This is a genomic window from Formosa sediminum (assembly GCF_007197735.1).
Classification (GTDB): Bacteria; Bacteroidota; Bacteroidia; order Flavobacteriales; family Flavobacteriaceae; genus Formosa; species Formosa sediminum.
In genome coordinates this window covers 198,443-221,092 of record NZ_CP041637.1, presented here as the reverse complement: position 1 = coordinate 221,092, position 22,650 = coordinate 198,443, and the positions used below count along the sequence as shown (strand labels likewise).

Genomic DNA, 22,650 nt, shown 5'->3' with positions numbered 1-22,650 from the left:
AAACCAATTTTTAATACCCACAAAAAATAAACAAACAAACTATGCAGTCTTGCCTTAATGCGCTATACGTTAATATATGTCTGTTATGCTTAACAGCCGGAGGAATATTTACAGCATATAATAGTACACAATCTGTGTTGCAAAATATAGTGCAACATATTGTAATAACTCCTTATTCAGCGTTTACAAACGGTATTCAATCAAATGCTTTAGCCAGTCATTCGTGTACAGTTGCAGAACTTGTTTTAAAAGGGCCTCAAACTCATGGAGGTCTATTTGCATTATCCTTAGAAGATTTAAAAATAGAGATGCCTCAGGGTGTTATCGCACGCCTTAAGTTAAATTTAAAAACAAAATTGGCTTTGAAAGGTTTGGAGGTTTAAAAGTATAATAAGGTAGATTGTTAAAATTATTAAGTAAATAAGTCATATGTTATATTTAAAAAGAATCGTTTTAATTTGTTGTGTGTTAGTCGCGCAAAGTGGATTTTCTCAAGAACATCCCAATTTAATCTTAACCAAGCAAGGGGTTAAAGATATTAAGGCTAATTTAGGTAAAGTACCTTTGTTTGATGCTACTCTAGCAGAAGTTAAAGCAAGAGTTGATGCAGAAATTGAAAAAGGTATTTTTGTGCCAGTTCCTAAGGATATGGCAGGAGGTTATACGCATGTACGTCATAAATTAAATTATTTAACGATGCAGGAAGCAGGTGTATTGTATCAGATCTTAGGAGATAAGATATATGCAATATATGTGCGTGAAATGCTAATGGCTTATGCCGATTTATACCCAGAATTACCAAGACATCCGCAAGAACGCTCTTATGCAAGAGGTAAATTATTTTGGCAATGTTTAAATGATTCTAACTGGTTAGTTTATACAGCTCAGGCTTACGATTGTATTTACGACTACCTATCTAAAAAAGAAGTAAAACATTTAGAAAAGAAATTATTTAAGCCAATGGCAGATTTCTTGTCTGTAGATACACCTCAATTTTTTAATAGAATTCATAATCACAGTACTTGGGGTAATGTTGCAGTGGGTATGATTGCTTTAGTAATGGATGATGATGCATTATTAGATAGAGCACTTTATGGTATTAAAGATTTAAAATTAGACGCAGGAAAAGATAATGATGGTGGAGATATTTTTGTTGAAGGACAAAAAGCTGGCTTTTTAGCAAATTTAGAAGAACCTTTTTCTCCAGATGGGTATTATACAGAGGGTGCATATTACCAACGTTACGCAATGTATCCGTTTATGATTTTTGCAGAAGCATTACAAAATGCGAAACCAGAAATTAAACCATTTGAGCATAAAAATGGTGTATTACTAAAAGGTGTAGATGCATTGCTTAACTTAACAGATAAAGATGGTGAGTTTTTTGCCTTAAATGATTCACAGAAAGGGATGTCTTACTTTACAGAGTCTCTTGTGTCTGCTGTAGATATTGCATATTATTATGGTGATAAAGATCTAAGTTTATTGTCTATAGCAAAAGAACAGGGGCGTGTACAATTAGATCAGACAGGTTTAGCTGTTGCAATTGGTGTACGTGAAGGTAAAGCAACGCCTTTTGAAAAGAAATCAATATTGCTAACAGATGGTGCAAATGGTGATGAAGGTGCAATCGGAATTTTAAGATCTACAAAGCACGATGCTTTTACATTAGTTATGAAAAATGCTGCTCAAGGATTAAGTCATGGGCATTATGATAAATTGTCTTTTTCGCTATTTCATGAAGGCGAAGAGCTGTTTCAAGATTACGGTTTAGCACGTTTTGTTAACATCGAACAGAAAAATGGTGGAGGCTATTTAAAAGAAAATAAGACTTGGGCAAAACAAACCATTGCACATAATACTATTATTCAAGATGAAACGTCTCATTTTAATGGAGATTATGAGATCGGAAGCAAGCATCATTCAGACATGTATGTTTTTGATGTAAAAAATCCAGATATCCAAATTGTAAGTGCTAAAGAAAAAAATGCCTATCCAGGTACTTTACTACAGCGTACTATGGTTATGTTAAACCATTCAGATTTCGAGCAACCTGTGGTATTAGATTTAATGCAAGTTAATGCAGATGCCAAACATCAATTCGATTTGCCTTTCTATTATTTCGGACAAATTATCTCAGCAGATTTTAACTATAATAAAGATGAGACTTTACATACTTTAGGCAAAGCTCATGGTTATCAGCATTTATGGAAAGAAGGTGAAGGGGGTTCTAAAAATGAGTCTGCAACGCTAACATGGAGAAATAATAATACATTCTATTCTTTAACCACTACCACTTCCCAAAGTGATAAGTTAATCTTTGGACGTATAGGAGCAAATGATCCTGAATATAATTTAAGACCAGATCCAGTGTTTATTGTTAGGAAAAATACGGACAATGCTTTATTTGCTTCTGTCATAGAAACTCATGGTAGTTATAGTACGGTTAGTGAATTGGCTAAAAACGCATTTTCTAACGTTAAAGCATTAAAAGTTTTACAAAGTTCTAAAGCATATTCTGCAGTAGAGCTTACTTTAAAAAATGGTCATACGTACGTGTTTATTATGGCAAATTCTAATGCCTCTAAAACCGATAAACATAGTATCGCAATAGGAGGTAAAACTTATAGTTGGACTGGAGTCTATTATTTTAACAAATTATAATAAATAGTTTAGTTTAAAAAATAGTCTTATTTATAAGATAATTGTCTATTTCGAATAAATAGACTTTAAATAAAAAGCGCTTTTTAATATTTAACATTAAAAGGTGCTTTTTTTTGCGAAATGGTTTTTTTTTAACAAATAATTAATATATATTTGGGTAACCAAACTGGGTAACCAATCTGGTATACCAAACAAATAAAAAAGGTTAGTTCTTATTCGTTTTTTTTAAATGACAGTAAAGGAAAAATGCTTTTCTTTTGGAGTTAAACTTCCTTAAAAGGGAGTAAAACTTGTTAGCGTTAAGGTAAAATTTAGTGAAAATTAAAATTGATTATCAATGTTAAATTGCTAAGTGGACGTTTTAAATGTTAGCTGTTTTTATAAAAAAATGAATAGTGTTTTTTAAAAATGTTCTAACTAAATGCTAAATTATTATTTATTAAAACAACAACAAATGAATTTGAAAAAACAATTAGTATTGTATGTAGTTCTGTTGCTTAACACAGCGTTGTTTGCACAGGATGTAGTTACAGGTGTCGTTACAGACGCACTAGGTGCTCCAATTCCAGGGGCAAATGTCCTGGTTGTAGGAACATCAAGAGGTACATCTACAGATTTTGACGGAAATTTCTCTTTAGAAGTTGAAGCGGGAGAGGTGTTACATTTTTCTTACATAGGATTTGTTACCAAGCTGGTAACTGTTGGTGATAGTAAAACATTAACTGTAACGTTAGAAGAAGATTTAAGTGAACTTGATGAGGTAGTCGTAATTGGTTATGGTACTCAAAAAAAATCACACGTTACAGGTTCCGTATCAAAAGTAGTAAATGAAGATCTTGATCAAATTGCAGTATCAAGGGTAGATGATGCCTTAGTTGGTCAAGTGTCTGGGGTAAACATTCAATCTACAGACGGTGAGGCAGGAGCTGCTCCAACCATTACTATTAGAGGGGTTGGTTCTATGGCTGGAGATTCTACGCCATTAATCGTTGTAGATGGTATTATTGTAGATTCAAGCTTTTTAGGGTCTTTAAACATGAATGATGTAGAGTCTTTTGAGATTTTAAAAGATGCAGCTTCTTCTTCTATTTATGGTTCTAAAGGGTCAAATGGTATTATCATGATTAGTATGAAATCTGGAGTTGCTGGAAAAACAAGAGTTAACTACAGTACATTTACTGGTATGAAATCTGCTAGAAAAAGTGACGCTTATGGGTTTACAACTCAAGGTTGGGCAGATATGCAAATGGAAGAAAACGGTGTGATATCACAATATACACAAGCACAATTACAAATAGGAACAGACCGTTCTTGGCAAGATGTGTTTTTTGAAGACGGTACAATTACTAACCACTCTTTATCTATTAGAGGAGGTAATGATAAGACAAAATTTACTGTCAGCATGAACTATTCAGAAGACGAAGGGGTAATGTTAGTAGATAATTATAAAAAGATTGGTGCTAGATTAAAATTAGATAGTAAACTAAATGATAAAATTAGTATTGGAGCTAACTTTAGTCCTTCTTATACGAATAGAAGACGTTTTTCTGAAAACATTCATAACGTTGCTAGACACCAACCATGGTTACCAATTTACCATACAGAACAGTCTCTACAATATGTAGATCCAAATGGAGCTTATAAAGATTTAAAAGTAGGGGATTATGCAAGACAAGATCACTTTACAATATTTGATTTAGATGGAGACGGACAAATTAACGATATCTTAACAAACATAGGAAACAGTAACAACTCTAACCCTTATGCAAGAATTGTAGAGCGTAACAGAACAGACAAAAAATTCCAATTATATGGAAGTTTTTACGGACAATATGAAATTTTAGAAGGATTATCATTTAAATCTTCTTTGTCAGGTTCTTATAACGATACACGAAGATTTGATTATATGGGAACGCAAGCTAGAGAGAGTATCACAGATGCTTATATGCAAGAAATTTCTCAAAAAGATAATTACTTAATTTTTGATAACTTCTTAAACTTTAATAAATCACTTGGTAAGCATGATATAGGTGCTACTTTAGGTACGTCTATTGAAAGTAGAAACTATTTTTACTCAGGGTTTAAAGGAACAGGATTTACTAACGACGTAGTAATGGAAATTACTAACGCTACAGCAATTTCAGAATTTGATGGATTTGAATGGCAAAAACGTGGTATTTCTTATGTTGCCAGACTTACTTATGCTTTTGATAATAAATACTTAGCATCTTTTAGTATGAGACGTGATGGTAGTTCAATATTTGGTTCAGACTATAAATATGGTAACTTCCCAGCAGCATCTGTAGGATGGAACATTGCAAAAGAAGACTTTATGTCTGAAAGTGATGTAATTAATAACCTTAAGTTTAGAGTTAGTTATGGTGTTACAGGTAACGACCGTTTAAATACCGGTGCAACAGATCCAGATGCTAACGGTAGTGAAGCTACTTTAAGTACAGGTAACATCTTAGTAGATTACTATCCATATTTAGCTTTATTAGGAGCCGCAGGAAATAGTTATGCAGTAGATGGTTCTATCACAGCAGGATTCTCTCCAGTAAACATTGCAAACCCAGGATTAAAATGGGAGCGTTTAGTAGAAATCAACCCAGGTATTGATTTTGGATTACTAAACAATAGAATTACAGGTTCTATAGATTGGTATCAAAGAACTAGTGACCAATTATTACTTAACAACCCAATATCAGTCACAACAGGTTTTGAGGGGGCTTTAGTAAATTTAGGAGAAGTTAAAAATGAAGGATGGGAATTTGAGTTAAGAACTAAAAATATTAGTTCAGAGAAATTTAGCTGGAGTACTACTGTTATTGCAACAACAAACAAAAACACATTAGTAGATTTTGCAGACTCTGACGGTCAGATTACAAGTTTAGATCCAAGTAGACCTGCAGAATGGATTAACTTAGAAGGACAACCTATTTCTCAATTCTACGGATATGTAGTAGATAAAGAAATTCCATTAGAATATTTAGATAGACCATACAGACACGTTGGTGCACAGTCAGGTTTAGTATATGTTAAAGATTTAAACGGTGATGGTGTTTTAGACGAAGAAGATAAAACCGTATTAGGAAACCCTTATCCAGAATTAATTTGGAGTTTTACTAACGAATTTAGTTTAGGTAACTTCGATTTCTCTTTCATGTTCCAAGGTTCTCATGGAGCAGAAGTTAGAAACATTGCAGACCACTACTTGTTTAGTAACAATAACAACAGAACAATCTTAGAAGGAACTCCAGATCAAGAATTCTTAGTAGATAAATATTTTACTAATAGTATTGTACAAGATGCTTCTTACATTGCTTTAAGAAACGTTAATATTGGGTATAACTTCCCAAGTGAAACTTTAGATAAACTTAAACTTTCAGGATTAAGAGTTTATGCTACAGGTCAAAATTTAATTTACGAAACTGCAGATAACTATACAGGATGGAACCCTGAAGCACTTGATAAAACAAGTCCTACTCAATCAGGATACCAAAGAGGTGGATCGCCAATATATAGTACTATATCTCTTGGTTTAAACTTAGATTTTTAATACATTTTTTAACGATTTAACAAAATAATATTATGAAATATTTCAAATATATCGCTTTTATGTTAATGGGGAGTGTCTTCATTTCATGTAGCGACTTTCTAGACCCAACCCCAAGTTCGTCTATTACAACAGACAACTACTATAATTCTGCAGAAGAGTTAGAAACTGGATTAATTGGTGTTTATGCTGGTATTAAAGGAATTAATAGTAGTAGTAAAGACGATAACCACGGTGTACAGTGGGAGTTTTACGTAACAGAAATGCGTACAGACAATACAAGTACCAAAAGTCCTGATTCTGAAGACGCTTCAGATGCAGGGCAAATGGAAAGTTTTGCCGTATTGCCAACAAATAACTTTGTGTTAAATTATTACACAAGTAGTTTTGAAACTATTTATAGAGCTAATGTAATATTAGAAAATTTAGATGTTGTAGAGGATGAAGCAACATATGCTGCTTTAGAAGGTGAAGCAAAATTTTTAAGAGCTTACTCATATTTTAATTTGGTACGTTTATTTGGAGATTTACCTTTAATTGATAAAGTTGTAGACCCTTCAGATGTAGAAACTCAATTCACAAGAGTAGATACTAGTATTATATACGACTTAATTATTTCAGATTTAGAAGCTGCAGTATCAGGTATCGCAGATCACGGTTATAAAACTAGAGCATCTAAAGATGCAGCAAAAGGATTATTAGCTAAAGTATATTTATCTTTAGATAGTCCAGAATATTCTAAAGCACAAGTTTTATGTGAAGACATAATGTCTAGTGGTGATTACAGATTATTAGATGATTTTTATGATGTATTCTATTCAGAATTAAATGACGAAGTTATTTTTGCTATCGGATACAATAGTGGTATTCAAGATAATAGTCAAATTTTCTCTGCAGAATTTATGAACGCTGTAGGACATACTAGTGGTGTAAATTATGCAACTACAGATGTTAAAGCTGCTATTGATGAATTTGGAGGAAATAGAACAGAAGTATCTTATAGAGAAGATCCTCTTACTTTATTTGGAGGAACAATTAGATACCAAGTTGGTAAATACTTCCCTGATGGTGAAACTGGAGGAAGCGACGGACAAACGTTTGCAGGTTTACCTCAGTTAGCAGGTAACGACTGGATAGTGTTACGTTATGCAGATATTTTACTAATGCACGCTGAAGCTATTTTAGCAGGTGCAGAAGAAACTACTAGTGCATCAGCCATAGATTCTTATATGGAAGTACGCTCAAGAGCAGGTTTTGAAGACCGCCCAACAAGACTTACTAAAGATGCTTTATTAGTAGAGAGACGTGTAGAGTTAGCTTTTGAAAATCAAAGATTTTATGATTTAGTTCGTTTTAATGAAGCGCAATCAACATTATCAGCTTTTGCAGCAGCTAACGGATTTACTTTTACTTCAACAGATTTATTACTGCCTATTCCGCAAAACGAAATAAATCTTAGTCAAGGTGTAATGTATCAAAACCCAGGATACTAATTAATTTATTAATTAAAAGACAAAAAAACAATGATTAATTTAAGAAAATATATAATCGGAACGGGTGTAACAGCCTTAGCGCTTGCGGTAAGCCTTTCGTTTACAGCATGCGACCCAACAATAGATGCCTTAGAATTTGATTTGCCAGAAGCTAACTCTCAAGAAGATTTAACACCGCCTTCAGCAAGTTTTACAGCTAATGTAACTTCAGACTATTTAACTTACGATTTCTCAAACACATCGTCTAGTGCAACAGATTATGTTTGGGATTATGGAGATGGTAATACAGGAACAACAGTAGATGGTCTAAATACATATCCAGACGAAGGTGTGTATACAATTACACTTACAGCAACAGATAAATTAGGTAAATCAGACACTTATACAATGGAAATTGAAGTTGTAGAACCTGAAGTTCCTGCAGCAATTTATCCAGAGATTATTAATGGTGATTTTGATGGAGGAACAAGTGGTTGGAAACCATCTAAATGTACAGATTGTTCAACAAGTGCATTTAATGCAAGTTCAGACGGTTCGCCATTACTGTATGATGGTACAGATTCTGGAGAAAGCAAAACAGCAGGTGCAAAATATACAAGTACTACCTCTGCAGGTCCGTTATTAAGTAGTAACACAAGATATGGTTATCAACCAATATATGTGTCTGCTAATACAAATTATGTGTTGGAATATGAATATGCTATTAAGACAGATAATGAAGATATCGAAGGAGGAGACCGCGTAATAGTAAGTATATTAGATGGGTATTATGACGATGCTGCTGTAGCTGCAGCTAGTACTCCTATTGTAAGTATAACAGGAGCAGAAGCTAATGGTAAAGGTAACTTCGCAACAGTTAAACAAGTATTTTCTTCAAACGCAACAGGTGAGATATCAATTTTAATGTATGCTATTACTAACGATGAGTTATATATAGACAACGTTAAAGTTTATCCAGTAGAATAATAAGGTTGATTATGAAAAACTTCCGCAAAGAAATATTAGGATTATTAGTGATAGTTTTTCTTTCTGTTAACGCTACTTGTCAAGAAAAGACAAGTAGCGCTACAGATTCATCTTCCAAAACTGAGAAAAAGAATAAAAAGAAGAAAAAATATAAATTACCAAAGATAGATCTAAGTCATTGGAGTGTAACCACACCAGAGCGTAATGCAAAAGGTGGAGCTATGAATATTGAGCCACCAGAGATTTTAAATTATGCGACCGATGAGCGGTTAATCCCTTATATGTATAATGATTCTGTAAACGGTGCTTTAGTATTTTATTCATACCCAAGTGATGCTACTACAGCAAATACTAAATATACCAGATCAGAACTACGCGAACAAATGGTTCCAGGAGATAATAATACCAATTGGACATTTGCAGACGGTGCATATATGCGTGGTAAATTGGCCATGGAAGATGTATCGAAAGGTTCTGATGGTAAATATCATAAAGTAATCATCATGCAAATTCATGGTAGATTAACTAATGAACAGCGCGATTTAATCGGACAAAAAGATAACAATGCGCCACCAATATTAAAAATATATTGGCAAGACGGTAAGATACGAGTAAAAACTAAAAAACTAAAAAACCTTAGTGCTACAGACGAAGAGTTATTGCATGAAGATGCATGGGATGATGACGAAGGGCATACATTCGATCAAGAAGTAGGCTTTGGAAAGTTTATATTAGAAGTTAAAATTTCGGACGGTAAAATGGTTGTTGTTCTAAATAAAAATGAATATGCAGTATACGAAGATGTCAGTATGAGAAGATGGGGCATCTTTGAAAACTATTTTAAAGCGGGTAACTATTTTCAATCGCGAGATGAAGGTGCCTATGCGAAAGTTAAATATTACGAGTTAGAAGTTAAACATTAACATTTAATTGTATTTATTAGAGTTTTATTAACGTTTATAAGGGTTTAGTAGACATTAGTTATATTTTTTTTTTTGTAATTTGCAGCCACTAAACTGGTAAACCAATTTTTGAGATAAATGAAATTAGGAGTTCTATCGAAAAGTGATAATGAAGAAATTCATAATCAGATAATAGTTCAAATAGCTGAACTAATAAATGTAAAAAATCTAGAACCTGGAGACAAATTGCCCTCAGAACGTATGTTGTCTGAGAAATTAGACGTTAGCAGAAGTGCGGTAAGAGAAGCTATTAATAAACTTGTATTTTATGGTTTATTAAAATCTATTCCTCAAAGCGGAACTTTTGTTGCTAATATAGGCGTTACGGCAATGAACGGTATGGTTGAGTATATTTTAGGTCTTGGAGATCCAGATTTTAAATCGTTAGTAGAAACTCGTATTCTTTTAGAATTAAAAATTGTAAAATTAGCGTCCTTAAGACGTACAGAAGAAGACCTAGTAAATATAAAGAAAGCTTTAGACGCGTATGAGGAAAAGGTATTAAATGGTGAAGATGCAGTGCAAGAAGACTTGCTATTTCATTTAGCTATTGCAAATACTTGTGGTAATAGTACACTTAATGGATTTATGTTAAAAATTACTCCAGAAATTATTACCAACTTTAAGAAATATCATGTGTGTGGAGATGAGTTAACTGTGGAAGCGATTAAAGAACATAAGCAGATTTACGAAGCGATTAAGAATCGTGAAACTCAGAAAGCAAGAGAAATCATGAAAGTTCATTTTAAAACACTGTATCAATATTGTTATAACATCAAATAAGTATTAATAATTACCCGGAAGATGTTGTTAAAAATAGTTTCTTCCAACAAACTAAAAAAGTATTATGAAAGTAAAAGGATTAAGGTGGTTTATTATAGGGTTAATATTTTTAGCCTCTGTAATTAACTACATCGACAGAAGTGCATTAGCAGTAATGTGGGGAAATGAAAATCTAGAAGGTTCAATTTCTCACTCTTTAGGCTTAACTAAAGAGCATTATAGTTACATATTAAACATATTTATGGTAGCCTATGCCTTAGGACAGTTGTTTTCCGGTAAGTTATTTGATAAAGTTGGAACACGCTTAGGGTATGTTATTAGTATTGGTGTTTGGGGACTATCTTCTTTCTTACACTCTACAGTAAGAGGCTTTATAGGATTAGCTTTCTTTAGAAGTACTTTAGGTCTGTCTGAAGCTGGTAACTGGCCAGGAGGGGTTAAAAGTAATGCCGAATGGTTTCCAATTAAAGAACGTGCAATAGCACAAGGGTTGTTTAACGCAGGAGCTTCAATTGGTTCTGTAATAGCACCACCGTTTATTGCTATGCTTTTTGTAGCTTATGGCTGGAGAACAACATTTATGGTTGTGGGGTCTTTTGGTATCATTTGGATTATTCCATGGTTACTTATTAACAAAGCAAGCCCTAAGAAACACCCATGGATTACACCAGAAGAACAAGAATATATTTTAGATGGACAAAGTCAAGCAGATCGTGATGCTCAAGAAGATGGTAAAGGATTAAGCTTAAGAGAAATTCTTTCACATAAAGAAGCATGGTCTATTGTTGTTGGACGTTTTTTCTTAGAACCAATTTGGTGGTTGTTTGTAGGTTGGATGCCAATTTACTTGTTTGATGTGTACGGATTTAATGTAAAAGAAGTTGGTATGTTTGCTTGGGTACCTTATGTAGGTGCTGCAATTGGTAGTATTGTTGGAGGATATGTTTCTGGACAGATTATTTCTAAAACAAACTCTATAGATAAAGGTAGAAAATACACTATTTTAATAGGAGGTCTTATTATGTTCTCTGGATTAGTTGCAACAGTATTATTTGGTAATACTCCAGAACGTTTTGTAGGGATTGTATTTGTAGTGTTATTTGGTTTCCAATTTGCTATCGGTAATGTACAAACCTTACCAAGTGATTTATTTAGTGGTAAAAACGTTGGTTCTTTAGCTGGACTGGGAGGAATGGTAGGAGTATTCTCTGTTATTATTATGAACTTTATCGTACCAATAGTAGCAAAAGTTTCTTATACTCCTGTATTTATTGCAATCGCATTATTTGTACCACTAGGTATTGGAGCAATCTATTATTTCGCAAGAGAAATCAAATCAGTAGAATAAAAAAACTAAGTTAAATAATTAAATAAAATAAAATGAGTAATTCAAAAAAAGTCGCTGTTATTACAGGTGCTACAGGTGGAATTGGTTTCGCAGTAGCTCAAAGATTAGGACAAGATGGTTATACTGTAGTATTAAATGGTATTGAAGACGAAATTGGTGCTGAGAGAGTAGCTGAACTTACTGCTGCTGGAATCACTGCTGAATATGTAGGATTTGATATGACTAAAGATGATGCTGTTACCGAGAACATCACTAAAATTGGTGAAAAATATGGTAAAATAGATGTTCTTGTAAACAATACTGGTGGTATTGGTGTAAGAGCTAGATTTGAAGAAATGACAACTGAACAATACAGATTTGTTATGGCTTTAAATTTAGATTCAGTATTCTTTGCTTCTAGAGCAGCTATCCCTTTCCTTAAAAAGAGTGACTACCCTTCAATTATAAACTATACGTCAAATGCAGCTTGGAATGGTGCAGGACCTGGAGCAGGAATTTATTCTGTATCTAAAGGTGGTGTGCAATCTATTACTAGAGCTTTAGCGAAAGATTTAGCTGAATATGGAATTAGAGTAAACGCAGTATCTCCTGGTACTATTGATACGCCTTTCCACGCGCAAATTAAAGCTACTAAACCAGAAGTATTTGCTTCTTGGGCAAACAGTGTTTTATTAGGTAGATTAGGTCAGCCAGAAGAAGTTGCTGGTGTTGTTTCTTTCTTAGCTAGTAAAGATGCCTCTTTCATGACAGCTGAAACTGTTCAGATTGGTGGAGGACAAGCATTAGGTATCTAATACATCCCTTATAATAATATTTATTTAGAAGGCCGTTTTACGGCCTTCTTTTTTTTGTCCGATGGTAAGGAAGATTAATGCAACTTTCAATATATAACAGAATACCTTATAACGAGTACTTAGTTTAATAAAGTATGCAATATGTTTCTTTATTAGTAGCCTTATTTTACTAGATTTGTTGGTAACTTCAACTGTTTATTAATCAGGTTTTATTATGGAAATTATTGCACAAATATTAACAGCTATAGTTGCTGTGGAGCACATTTATATTTTATGGATGGAAATGTTTGCATGGCAAACGGTAGGTAAGAAAACCTTCAATACTTTACCAGAACATTTATTTAAAGAAACAACAGTAATGGCTGCCAACCAAGGTTTGTATAATGGGTTTTTAGCCGCTGGATTAATTTGGTCTTTCTGTGTTTCAGACACTAATTGGGTTACTAATATTAGAATTTTCTTTCTTAGTTGTGTGATTATTGCAGGTATGTATGGCGCAAAAACATTGGCTAAAAAAATATTTTTTGTCCAAGCTTTACCTGCTATTTTAGCATTAATAGTTGTTCTATTAAATCACTAATCATGTATTTTAAAACATAAAAAAAGCGAGAATTTATACTCGCTTTTTTTTGCTATATACGTATTAAAATCTATTCAATTTTAGACGATTCTTTACTTTTAAATTTGTAAGTAACTCCAAAGTTAAGTCCGAATGATGAATAAGGTACTTTAACAGCAAGTTCTTTAGAATCTGTGTTAGTATGTGCTAATTCATCTACATATTCAGTTTTAATATCGTAACCATCAGGTAAGTTATCTAATGAATAATAGCCTTCTACAGCAACTGTTCCATCAGGTAATAAAATGTCTGTGTTAAAGCTTTGAATTTCTGAATCTTTACGCTTTAAACTGATTCCAAAATATTCAGCTTCTACAAATAAACTGAAATTTTTTGTTAAGTCATATTGATATCCAAAAGCAGCTACAAATCCTAAAGGGAATACTCCATGAAAATCTTCAACATAATTGGTTTCGGAATAACTTCCAGAAGGTAAACCCAGAGCAGTGGCTTCGGCATCAGCAAATACTGTAGTACTGCTTACCACAGCTTCTGTTTTTCCGCCTATTTTAATTAAGGCTCCAAAACGACCATAAATGTTATTAGTAAATTTATACACTACAGATGCAGATGCACCAAAAGCACGTGCTCTTGCAATCGCATCTACTTGTTGATTTTCAAGATTTACTTTAGAGATTGTTTGATCGTCACCATGTAAGTAACCAAGGCTTAAATCGGCTCCAAAGGTGTCATTAAAAAAATACGTTCCTCTAATCTGGAAATTTACACCTTGTCCATAACTTCCATAAGTGTTTTTTGTTCCTGAAGCATCTATTTCTTCTCCTAATTTCATACCGGCACTACTAATAGCATATCCTGTACTTGCAGAAATTTGAAACTGTGCATAAGAGATTGTACTTAATAGTAAGACTCCTAAAAATAGTATCGTTTTTTTCATAAAATTTAATTTAGTTTAAGCAAAAATAGAAAATAATTCATATTACGCAACATTCTTTGAATAATATTTAATTTAAAAGGTGTAAAATTATTATATATGCATATTTGTATTAAAATGGTGTTTTTGTTAAATGAGTTATAAATATGTTAATCTGTAACTATTAAACGTAAATTGAATTGAAACTTTAACTACTTTTGAATAAAGATGTTGCCCATGTCTACAAGTATGTTTATACAAGTACTAAAAAGCCTGTCTAGTACACCTATTAAGGTTTTAGCTCCAGAGATTAATATTGAAGATTACTTGGTTTTAGATTTATCATCTTCTAATAAAAGTTTACAATATGTAGATGTATCCTCTGCTCAAAATTTAGAAACTTACATTAATTCTCATCTAACAAAACATGCATCAAAAATTGGTTATGGAGGATATTTAGAAGTGAGAGACCTTTATAAAAGAAGTACTTATTTTAATTCAGAATCGAATGCCTCCATTCGTAATATACACATTGGTGTAGATTTATGGTCTAAAGCAGGAACATCTGTATTAGCAGCTTTAGATGGTGAAATACATAGTTTTCATAACAATATGAATTATGGAGATTATGGTCCTACAATAATCTTAAAGCATAGTTATTTTGATATTATTTTTTATACGCTATATGGACATTTAAGTTTGGAGTCTATAACATCACTCCAAGTGGGATCTGTACTGAAACAAGGTGAAAAAATTGCAGAATTGGGAACATCTGATGTTAATGGAGATTATCCGCCACATTTGCACTTCCAAATTATACATGACATACAAGAATATTTTGGAGATTATCCAGGAGTATGTAGTGCCACAGATTTAGACTTTTATGCTGCAAATTGTCCAGATCCCAATATATTATTGAAACTTATAAATTAAATTTTACATGTTTCCGCCAAGTGCCATATATAAATTAATACGCTGAATAATTTTTTCACCCTTAATATTTAGTAAATCCATTTCGGCTTTAAATAAATCCATTTGTTGATCAATTAAATTTCTCATATCAATGTTTCTCATTTAAAGCGTATGTTTAATATTTTTATAATTCTTGCTTGATTGTGATTTCGTTTTCTGTAATCTTTCCTTGAAGCATATACACAAATATTAATAGAGCAATTAAGCCTATAGTAGCAATAGTTATAGCAATTTAATTACCAGATCAGCTCTACATTAGTGTTTAACATTTATAAATTAGCCTCTGTAAATTAAGTAATGATACTATTTTAGTTTTTTAAATTTAAATGGGATTTCCATACCTGAACCAGAAACCATGGCATGTAATGTGTCTAGGTTAATCCAATATTTTATTTGATTAGGAAATTCTATCTCGGTGTTTTCGCACGAAAAATGAGTCGTACTATAATCAATACCTTTAAAGGTGGTCCAGTCTATCTCGTTTGGTGTTTTTACTTTTAAATTCCAAGAATCTTTTGCTTTCATTAATTGAATAAGTTCTTGCTGAATAGTATCACCGTTTTGCAAAGTAAAACCAATTCCAGTATATGTTGTGGGATTCGTTTTTTTCCAGTTTTCAAAAGTTTCTTTACCGGCTTCTTCATTAAGGCGCTGCCAAGATCCTATAACCCAATCCATATGTTCTCCGTCTGCTATAGTTCTCTCAGGAGAAGCTTTAACATTTAGAGTGTCTTTTTTTGTTTGATTGCAAGCCCAAAATAATATCACGAGACATATTATTACTAATTTTTTCATAAGGTTTTATAAGTATTAATTTAATTCAAAAATATATTGGTCTCCTGGTTTAAGCGTTACGTTTTTGTTGGCATTTATAGTTACGGTTGTTGGGGCTTCGCTTAATAAATAGACTTCTAAAGTATCATTAGTAATCTCTAAATATAAATCTGATGCAACAGAAGCTTCCAGCATTATGCCTTTATATTCCATTTTTTTTAGCCCAAAAGCATAATGTTTATTTGAGTTTGCAATTACAGTGGTATTGGCACCATTTATTCCCCAATGAGGAGTTTTAACCGTCCAATCGTTTAACTTTATTTCTTTTTTTGTTTTGTCTACACCGTTATTATATCCTTGATAAGGTAAAATAACAGTAATAAAGTTATATTCTTTTTGGTTGTTTTTAGTAACTACTGTCCACTGTTTTCCATTAGCTCCAGAAGTTTCAACAGTATCTGTTGAGTGTAGTTGAAAAATATCTGTACCTGCAGCATCAGGAAAAGAAGCACGAATAAGATCTGCACCTAATTCTGTAGTATAGTGACCTTGCCAAACTTGTTTGTAATTATGTGTGTTTGGAGATTTAAAATTATCTTTTACAATCCAAAAATCATCTTTTAAATAAATAACTTGGCGGGAATAGGTTACGTTTATATTCTCAAAACCATCATGACTTCCTACAAATAAATCAAATTTATCATTTGTATTCCAAGTTATCACTTTAGGGGTTGGTAAGTCTTTAAACTTTCCAAAACCGCTTCCACCTTTATTAGAAGTCCAGGCTTTACCAATTAATTCATCATCTACAAGGGCAACATTTTTTACCATTGAATTTTTAAATAAATCAAAATCTTTAAGTGAATAGCGTACTTGGTAATTTGGTAAAATAACATGTCCGTTAGCCATAGCTTGAATACCTAAAACATCCCCATGCTGGTGGTCTGGTTTGTCTGCATCTACACCCGCACTAATAATCATCATATCATCATTGGTTTCCCAACCTTGTCTCATGATATAATATTTAGTGTCTTGAAATGCAAGAGAGCCATGTTTGGGTGCTTTTTTCTCAATATTGTTAAGTTGTTCTACTTGCTTGTTGCTTAAAAACCAATACATTCCAGGGTCTACTTTATTAGTTGCAAAATATCCAAAACTAGGATTGTCAAATAAGAGGTAACCCAAAGTTAAAGCTCCCGAGATGTCGTTAAATTCTGCCCACGGATTGTCTGTGTCGTCTTGTAATACTGGTGCTGTTTTGTCTGGGTAGGCAATTTTTGGAAGTGTAGTAAATAAAGACCGTAATTTGTCTTCCCAGGCTTGGTCTACTTTTATAGTATTTATTTTAGTTAATTGATAGGCATAAAAGTAATTATTTATATCTGCCATGTGATAATGTACAGAACGTTCAAACTGAAACCCATCTGGATTAATTTCTTTCTCTAAATGTTCACTAAGTCTAGACATCGCTCTTTCATACCACAAATCTGTTCCTTTAAAATCGCGGAGTAAAATTGCAATTGCAGCTAAAGCCGACATTCCTTTAGTTTGATGATTTCCGGCATGAAACTCTGGGTTGTTTTCATATAAACTTTGTCCGTGTTGCAATAATGTAGCAATGGTTTGTAATTGGTCTGCATCTGTATAAGCTTTATCGCTTAAAAACATATTATGTATCCATAACCAGTTGGTTATTCTATACCCAGCTCGGTACACTTCGTATACGCCATTTCCATCTTCAATAGTTTCAAACTTATTTGCTTTGAGAGCTTCATTTAAAGACTGCATTTGGTTTACAAAATATCTTATGTATTCTGGATTTTTATCTTCATTAAAATAAAGTAAAGCAATGTCTACCATTTTGTGTTGTCTGGCCAAATGTCTAAGTGCATAAGCATCTACAGGATCTCCATTTTTATAATTAAAAGGAAGTTTCCATTGCGCCTTAGCAGGAAACTTATTTAAATGGTCTAAAGCTCTGCTTTTGTGATTGTCTTGGTTGTTATAAATCGTATTGTATGTGTGTAAGCGATCATTAAAACTATTATAATCATAATAAAAACGTTCAGAAAATTTTGCCCTAAAATATGCAGCTAAACGTGCTTCTGTTAATTTTCCATCAGCTTTTAATTGGGAGCTTACCTCTTTTTTTAGATAGTTTTTAAGGTCTTTATTATCAACTACTTTTTTACTTGATAGTGATTGCGACCATAGCGTTGCAGAAAATAGTAATAACATACCAATTACACTAAAAAGTTTTAAGATTGGTGAGTTAAAAGGGCTTGTAGCCGTTAAGGGAATGTTAGTTTTAAGCATCTAGTTGTTTTTTTGTAATGTCAATCTCAATGGTAAAGATGTATTCTTATCTTCCTTCAAATATAAAGAATAAGAAGGAGAATAGTTACTAAACTTAGCCGTCTTAGTTAAGAGTTGGATTTTAATTAATAAACAGTCTTAATTAGAAAATAGCTAGTTGGTTTAGGATATGTTTAGGTTACATTAAGTAAAGCATATTGTAACATTTAGATAAAGATTTACTAACTCTATACTGCTATAATTGGGGCATTTTTGAAAAAAAAACAAATATGGAATCAAATAACTCTGGCAGACGTGGGTTTCTTAAAAAAGCACTTATAGCCACAGGAGGAATAATTTTAGCTCCTAACTTTATTAGTTGTAGTTCAGACGACGAAAATTTTGAAAAGGATTATGATGAAACACAATTATCTAACATAAATTTTAATGAAGGTATTGCAAGTTTCGATCCGAGTAGTTCTAGTGTAATTATTTGGACACGTTATGCGACGGCCAATAGTGAAATTATTTGGGAGGTTGCTACAGATGTTAATTTTGAAACTATTTTACGAACAGGAAAAATAACCACTGAAGCTTCTAGAGATTTTACAATCGCTGTTGAATTAACAGAGTTAGATGCTAATCAAAAATTATATTATCGTTTTATAAATAGTGAAGACAATGCCATTTCAGATGTTGGAGAAACCATTACTTTACCTGTAGATGCTTCCGAAATAAAATTGGCAGTTTGTTCTTGTTCAAACTATCAGGCAGGATTGTTTAATGCATATGATGCTATGGCAAACTCTAATGCCGATATCATTGTGCATTTAGGAGACTATTTTTATGAATATGGAGCAGGAGGTTATGGGGCTACAGCCGAAAATGCTTTTCTAGGCAGACAACATGAACCTGCATCTGAAATTTTAAGTTTAGATGATTATCGAACACGATATAAACAATATAGATCTGATAAATCTTTACAATTAGCACATCAAAAAAAGCCATTTATTTGTGTTTGGGACGATCATGAAATTGCAAACGACACGTATAAGGATGGTGCCGAAAACCATGATGAGGCTACGGAAGGTGATTTTCAAACCAGAAAGCAATATGCTTTACAAGCCTACAGTGAATTTTTACCATTTTCAAGACTGTCTGAAGATGCTAACGATATTATTTATAGAACAATTAATCTTGGAAACTTAGTTAATTTAATAATGTTAGATACACGTGTAATCGGACGCGATAAGCAATTAAATATAACCGATTATTACTCTGCTACAGGTTTAGATGCAGTAGCATTTCAAACAGCATTAAGCGATACCTCGCGATCGTTATTGGGAACAGAACAAATGAATTGGGTCGTAAATCAATTGCAAGGAAACACGGCTAAATGGCAGGTGCTGGGACAACAAGTATTAATGGGGAATATGTATATCCCTGCAGAATTATTATTAGCCTTTGGAAGTCCTAATTTTGCAGAGACTTTAACAGAACTTGTTACTATAAAGTCAAGAATGCTTGCTCAAGATCCCACGCTTACAACTGCAGAAATTACTCGTGTTTTAGCCGCAATTCCGTATAATTTGGATGCTTGGGATGGATACCCTGTAGACCGTGAAATTATTTATAATGCTTTAAACGGAAAGAAAATAGTAACCTTAGCAGGAGATACACATAATGCATGGCATAATATTTTACTCGCGCAAGATGGTACCGAAGTGGGCGTAGAATTGGCTACACCAAGTGTGAGTTCTCCTGGATTTGAAACTTATTTAGGTGAAACGACTCCGGAAATAATTGCAAGTTTTGAATATGCAATGACCACATTAGTTGATGGTTTAAAATATTTTAATGCGTCTAAGAGAGGGTATTTAATGGTAACATTTACATCTTCTGATGTTATTTCAGAATGGAGGTATGTAGACACCATCTTATCAGAATCGTATACTGCAACAGTAGGACATACAATTTCTTTTTCTTAAAGAGGTTAAATTTTATAAAAAACCGTTATTAAGTTTTCTTAATAACGGTTTTTTGCTTAGCAGTTAAAGGTTACTAGTGATAATATTTAAGTCGTTTCAGAATTATATTCTTAACCAAACATTTAAGCTTCTAGGTTCAATACCCCATATTTTATTAACTGTATGAAATTGGAACAATTTTGCATTGATTTTAAATTGAAAGGACTTTGTTTCGCTAGTATTATGCATTATTTTTATAGCTATAATATATAAGATAAAAGTTCTTCATGTCTAGGAAAAAAACGGAAGTTTTACTATTGTATTAAAATCTCTAAAAATACATTTGCTATAACATTTCTTGATTAAGAGCCCTAAAAACAATATTCTAAAATAGACATTATCTAATTTATTAGTAATTTGTTGCTCTTCTATTTAAATAATAATTTACATCCAGGTATTAATTTTTACATCTTTTGCTTTTAAATCAAACATTAAATTATATAGGCCAAAGAAGGTTCTATTCATATAAATAAAATGTTTGGAGCCCCTGTTAGCATTAAGTTTACGTAATTGAGTGTTTTTTGAGTATTTTTCTCCTAAATCGGCTATATTTTTAAAGAACTCGGCGTTCGAGAAATCAAATATTTCTTCATGTAAGGGTTGTGTAAAAAGACTTAACATTTCATGAAACATGGCTGTAAAGAAGGTTACTTCTTCAGGACTATCATCGGCTCTTAAAATTTCAAGTTCATACAATTTTGCCTGAAATAATTCCGGATTATTCATATTTTCTTTAAGTGCCAATTCAAAATACGGAATGTAAAAATCGTCTGGAATATGTTTCATACATCCAAAATCTAAAGCAATCAAGTCCCCTGTTTTAGAGACTAAAAAATTTCCTGGATGCGGATCTGCATGTACCTTCTTTAGGACATGAATTTGGTACATGTAAAAATCCCAAAGCGCTTGTCCTAATTGATTAGAGTGTTCTGGATTGGTGTTGTGTGAAGTAAATTCCGACAAATGTTCGCCTTCCATATAGTCCATTGTAATAATACGTTCTGAGGACCATTCAGGGTAATATTTAGGGAATTTTAGATGTGATATATGTGCGCAAGCTTCAGATACTTCTTGACTTTGTTTTACTTCTAAAATGTAATCTGTCTCTTCTATAAGTTTATTTTCAACCTCTTTAAAATATTTGTCAGAACCTTCTCCTTTAATATTAAACATACTCATGGCAATAGGTTTTACCATTGCAAGGTCTGAAGCAATACTATCTGCAACACCAGGATACTGAATCTTAACAGCTAGCTTTTTTCCATCTTTTTCAGCAATATGTACTTGCCCAATACTAGCCGCATTTACAGAATTGACATTAAAGGTGTCAAACATTTCTTCTGGAAGTTTTCCAAAGTATTTTTTAAAGGTTTTTAAAACTAATGGAGGTGATAAAGGTGGAACCGAAAATTGTGCTAACGAAAATTTCTCTACATAAGCTTGTGGCATAATACTCTTTTCCATGCTTAACATTTGTGCAACTTTTAATGCACTACCTTTAAGTTGCTTTAGCCCGTCATAAATATCGGCAGCATTATTTTCATTAAGTTTATCTTTGGCTTCTCCTTCAGACTTAGTGATTTTGTCGCCGTAATATTTAATGTAATTTACACCAATTTTAGCACCTGTAGATACAAGTTTAGAAGCCCGCTCTATCTTAGAGGTTGGAATTTTATTTATTGCTTTCATATCGTCTTCCTATTGCATTTGCATTTTTTCTTTAAATAAAAATTTACCTAGATCAAGTAAACTTTTTAAGGGGGCAACATCTAAAAACTCAAAACTTGTATTGATAGATTTTTCAATAAAAATATCGGTTTTTTCAAATCCTTTAGAGTCGTCTTCCATCCAAAACTTTATTGTTACTAATAATTGTACCCAAGCACTTTCTTGTAAGCCTTTTTCTTGAAATTTATCAATATGCTGCTGTTTGGTTTCAATAACTTCAATGTTTAAATTTTGTATGTAATTTATAAATGCTTGTCGGAGTTTTATTAAGCATTTTAGATTTTTTAATTTATTTTGATGCTGAGTTAAAGCAAACATAACATAACTTCTGTTAGCTGTTAAGTTTTCAAAAAATGTAAAATAAAAACTTAAAAGTTTGCTTTTAGGATCGAAAGTATCGTAGGTGTCACTTTGCAAAAGCAGACCTATAGTGTTATCAAAAAAAGCTTTAAAAATTTCAGATTCTACAGCCTGAAATGAAGCAAAAAATTCATAAAATTTTGATTCTTCAAAATTATTGACTTTTGCAAAAGCGTAAACCGTTTTAGGTTGTTGGTTATGTTCTAAAACATAATCCATATAAAAATCTATGATGTGTTCTTTTGTAAGAATTTTCTTTTTTGCCATGATAAATTGTTGTGTTTGTAATATGCCAGTTTATAAATTTACGATGTAATTATTTAGAAAATGAATACTTGCTGAGGTTTTATATTGAATTTAACGCTTTTGTGAAATACGTTTAACTATAACTAAAAAATACATGTTTTTTCTTAGACAAACTAATACATGTTCAAT

General features: G+C 32.5%; 18 protein-coding genes. 12 read left to right on the top strand and 6 right to left on the bottom strand.

Translation table 11 applies throughout. The features are described from left to right. Positions 1 to 41 precede the first annotated feature (41 nt). The 10 genes from FNB79_RS00990 (at position 42) to FNB79_RS00945 (ending at position 13,146) form a co-directional block, all read left to right on the top strand. Positions 42 to 383 (top strand): hypothetical protein, encoded by a 342-nt coding sequence (locus tag FNB79_RS00990; protein WP_143379524.1) that lies wholly within the window; start codon positions 42 to 44, stop codon positions 381 to 383. A 46-nt stretch (positions 384 to 429) separates the two neighbouring features. Continuing rightward, entirely contained in the window at positions 430 to 2,664 is a 2,235-nt protein-coding gene (locus tag FNB79_RS00985; RefSeq protein WP_143379523.1) for an alginate lyase family protein, read from the top strand. Positions 2,665 to 3,118: 454 nt separating this feature from the next. Continuing rightward, positions 3,119 to 6,223 carry a SusC/RagA family TonB-linked outer membrane protein gene (locus tag FNB79_RS00980; protein ID WP_143379522.1) on the top strand — a complete coding sequence of 1,035 codons (3,105 nt, stop codon included), beginning with the start codon at positions 3,119 to 3,121 and terminating at the stop codon, positions 6,221 to 6,223. A 32-nt stretch (positions 6,224 to 6,255) separates the two neighbouring features. Beyond that, positions 6,256 to 7,713, top strand: coding sequence for a RagB/SusD family nutrient uptake outer membrane protein (locus FNB79_RS00975; RefSeq protein ID WP_143379521.1), 1,458 nt, complete (start codon positions 6,256 to 6,258; stop codon positions 7,711 to 7,713). Between the two features lie 30 nt (positions 7,714 to 7,743). Then, complete coding sequence (locus FNB79_RS00970) at positions 7,744 to 8,679, top strand: PKD domain-containing protein (RefSeq protein WP_143379520.1); 936 nt, start codon at positions 7,744 to 7,746, stop codon at positions 8,677 to 8,679. Positions 8,680 to 8,690: 11 nt separating this feature from the next. Continuing rightward, positions 8,691 to 9,602, top strand: coding sequence for a polysaccharide lyase family 7 protein (locus tag FNB79_RS00965; protein WP_143379519.1), 912 nt, complete (start codon positions 8,691 to 8,693; stop codon positions 9,600 to 9,602). 117 nt (positions 9,603 to 9,719) lie between these two features. Next, positions 9,720 to 10,424 carry a FadR/GntR family transcriptional regulator gene (locus FNB79_RS00960; RefSeq protein ID WP_143379518.1) on the top strand — a complete coding sequence of 235 codons (705 nt, stop codon included), beginning with the start codon at positions 9,720 to 9,722 and terminating at the stop codon, positions 10,422 to 10,424. 64 nt (positions 10,425 to 10,488) lie between these two features. Continuing rightward, positions 10,489 to 11,772 (top strand): MFS transporter, encoded by a 1,284-nt coding sequence (locus FNB79_RS00955; protein ID WP_143379517.1) that lies wholly within the window; start codon positions 10,489 to 10,491, stop codon positions 11,770 to 11,772. A 32-nt stretch (positions 11,773 to 11,804) separates the two neighbouring features. Then, entirely contained in the window at positions 11,805 to 12,566 is a 762-nt protein-coding gene (locus FNB79_RS00950; protein WP_143379516.1) for an SDR family NAD(P)-dependent oxidoreductase, read from the top strand. A 214-nt stretch (positions 12,567 to 12,780) separates the two neighbouring features. After that, on the top strand, positions 12,781 to 13,146 hold the full coding sequence (locus FNB79_RS00945) for a DUF1304 domain-containing protein (protein WP_143379515.1): 366 nt from the start codon (positions 12,781 to 12,783) through the stop codon (positions 13,144 to 13,146). Positions 13,147 to 13,216: 70 nt separating this feature from the next. On the opposite strand, the gene FNB79_RS00940 is transcribed toward FNB79_RS00945, so the two are convergent. Beyond that, positions 13,217 to 14,083, bottom strand: a complete 867-nt coding sequence (locus FNB79_RS00940; RefSeq protein WP_143379514.1) for an outer membrane beta-barrel protein — start codon at positions 14,081 to 14,083, stop codon at positions 13,217 to 13,219. A 213-nt stretch (positions 14,084 to 14,296) separates the two neighbouring features. Here FNB79_RS00940 and FNB79_RS00935 point away from each other — a divergent pair, with 213 nt between their 5' ends. Then, positions 14,297 to 14,992, top strand: a complete 696-nt coding sequence (locus FNB79_RS00935; protein WP_143379513.1) for a peptidoglycan DD-metalloendopeptidase family protein — start codon at positions 14,297 to 14,299, stop codon at positions 14,990 to 14,992. A 3-nt stretch (positions 14,993 to 14,995) separates the two neighbouring features. Here FNB79_RS00935 and FNB79_RS17120 read toward each other — a convergent pair whose 3' ends face one another. From FNB79_RS17120 to FNB79_RS00925, 3 genes are all read right to left on the bottom strand, one after another. Then, complete coding sequence (locus FNB79_RS17120; protein ID WP_185967820.1) at positions 14,996 to 15,133, bottom strand: hypothetical protein; 138 nt, start codon at positions 15,131 to 15,133, stop codon at positions 14,996 to 14,998. Between the two features lie 201 nt (positions 15,134 to 15,334). Beyond that, positions 15,335 to 15,826 carry a hypothetical protein gene (locus FNB79_RS00930; protein ID WP_143379512.1) on the bottom strand — a complete coding sequence of 164 codons (492 nt, stop codon included), beginning with the start codon at positions 15,824 to 15,826 and terminating at the stop codon, positions 15,335 to 15,337. 15 nt (positions 15,827 to 15,841) lie between these two features. After that, positions 15,842 to 18,121: a heparinase II/III family protein gene (locus tag FNB79_RS00925; RefSeq protein ID WP_246073308.1), complete on the bottom strand. Its 2,280-nt coding sequence runs from the start codon at positions 18,119 to 18,121 to the stop codon at positions 15,842 to 15,844. 269 nt (positions 18,122 to 18,390) lie between these two features. On the opposite strand from FNB79_RS00925, the gene FNB79_RS00920 reads away from it, so the two are divergent. Beyond that, the gene (locus tag FNB79_RS00920; protein WP_143379511.1) at positions 18,391 to 20,088 is read left to right on the top strand and encodes an alkaline phosphatase D family protein; all 1,698 of its coding nucleotides are present in this window, start codon (positions 18,391 to 18,393) and stop codon (positions 20,086 to 20,088) included. Positions 20,089 to 20,511: 423 nt separating this feature from the next. Here FNB79_RS00920 and FNB79_RS00915 read toward each other — a convergent pair whose 3' ends face one another. Together FNB79_RS00915 and FNB79_RS00910 are read right to left on the bottom strand one after the other, a co-directional pair. Further along, a complete protein-coding gene (locus tag FNB79_RS00915) occupies positions 20,512 to 21,816 on the bottom strand; it encodes an ABC1 kinase family protein (RefSeq protein ID WP_143379510.1) in 1,305 nt (434 codons plus the stop codon). 9 nt (positions 21,817 to 21,825) lie between these two features. Further along, a complete protein-coding gene (locus tag FNB79_RS00910) occupies positions 21,826 to 22,482 on the bottom strand; it encodes a TetR family transcriptional regulator C-terminal domain-containing protein (RefSeq protein ID WP_143379509.1) in 657 nt (218 codons plus the stop codon). Between the last annotated feature and the right edge of the window lie 168 nt (positions 22,483 to 22,650).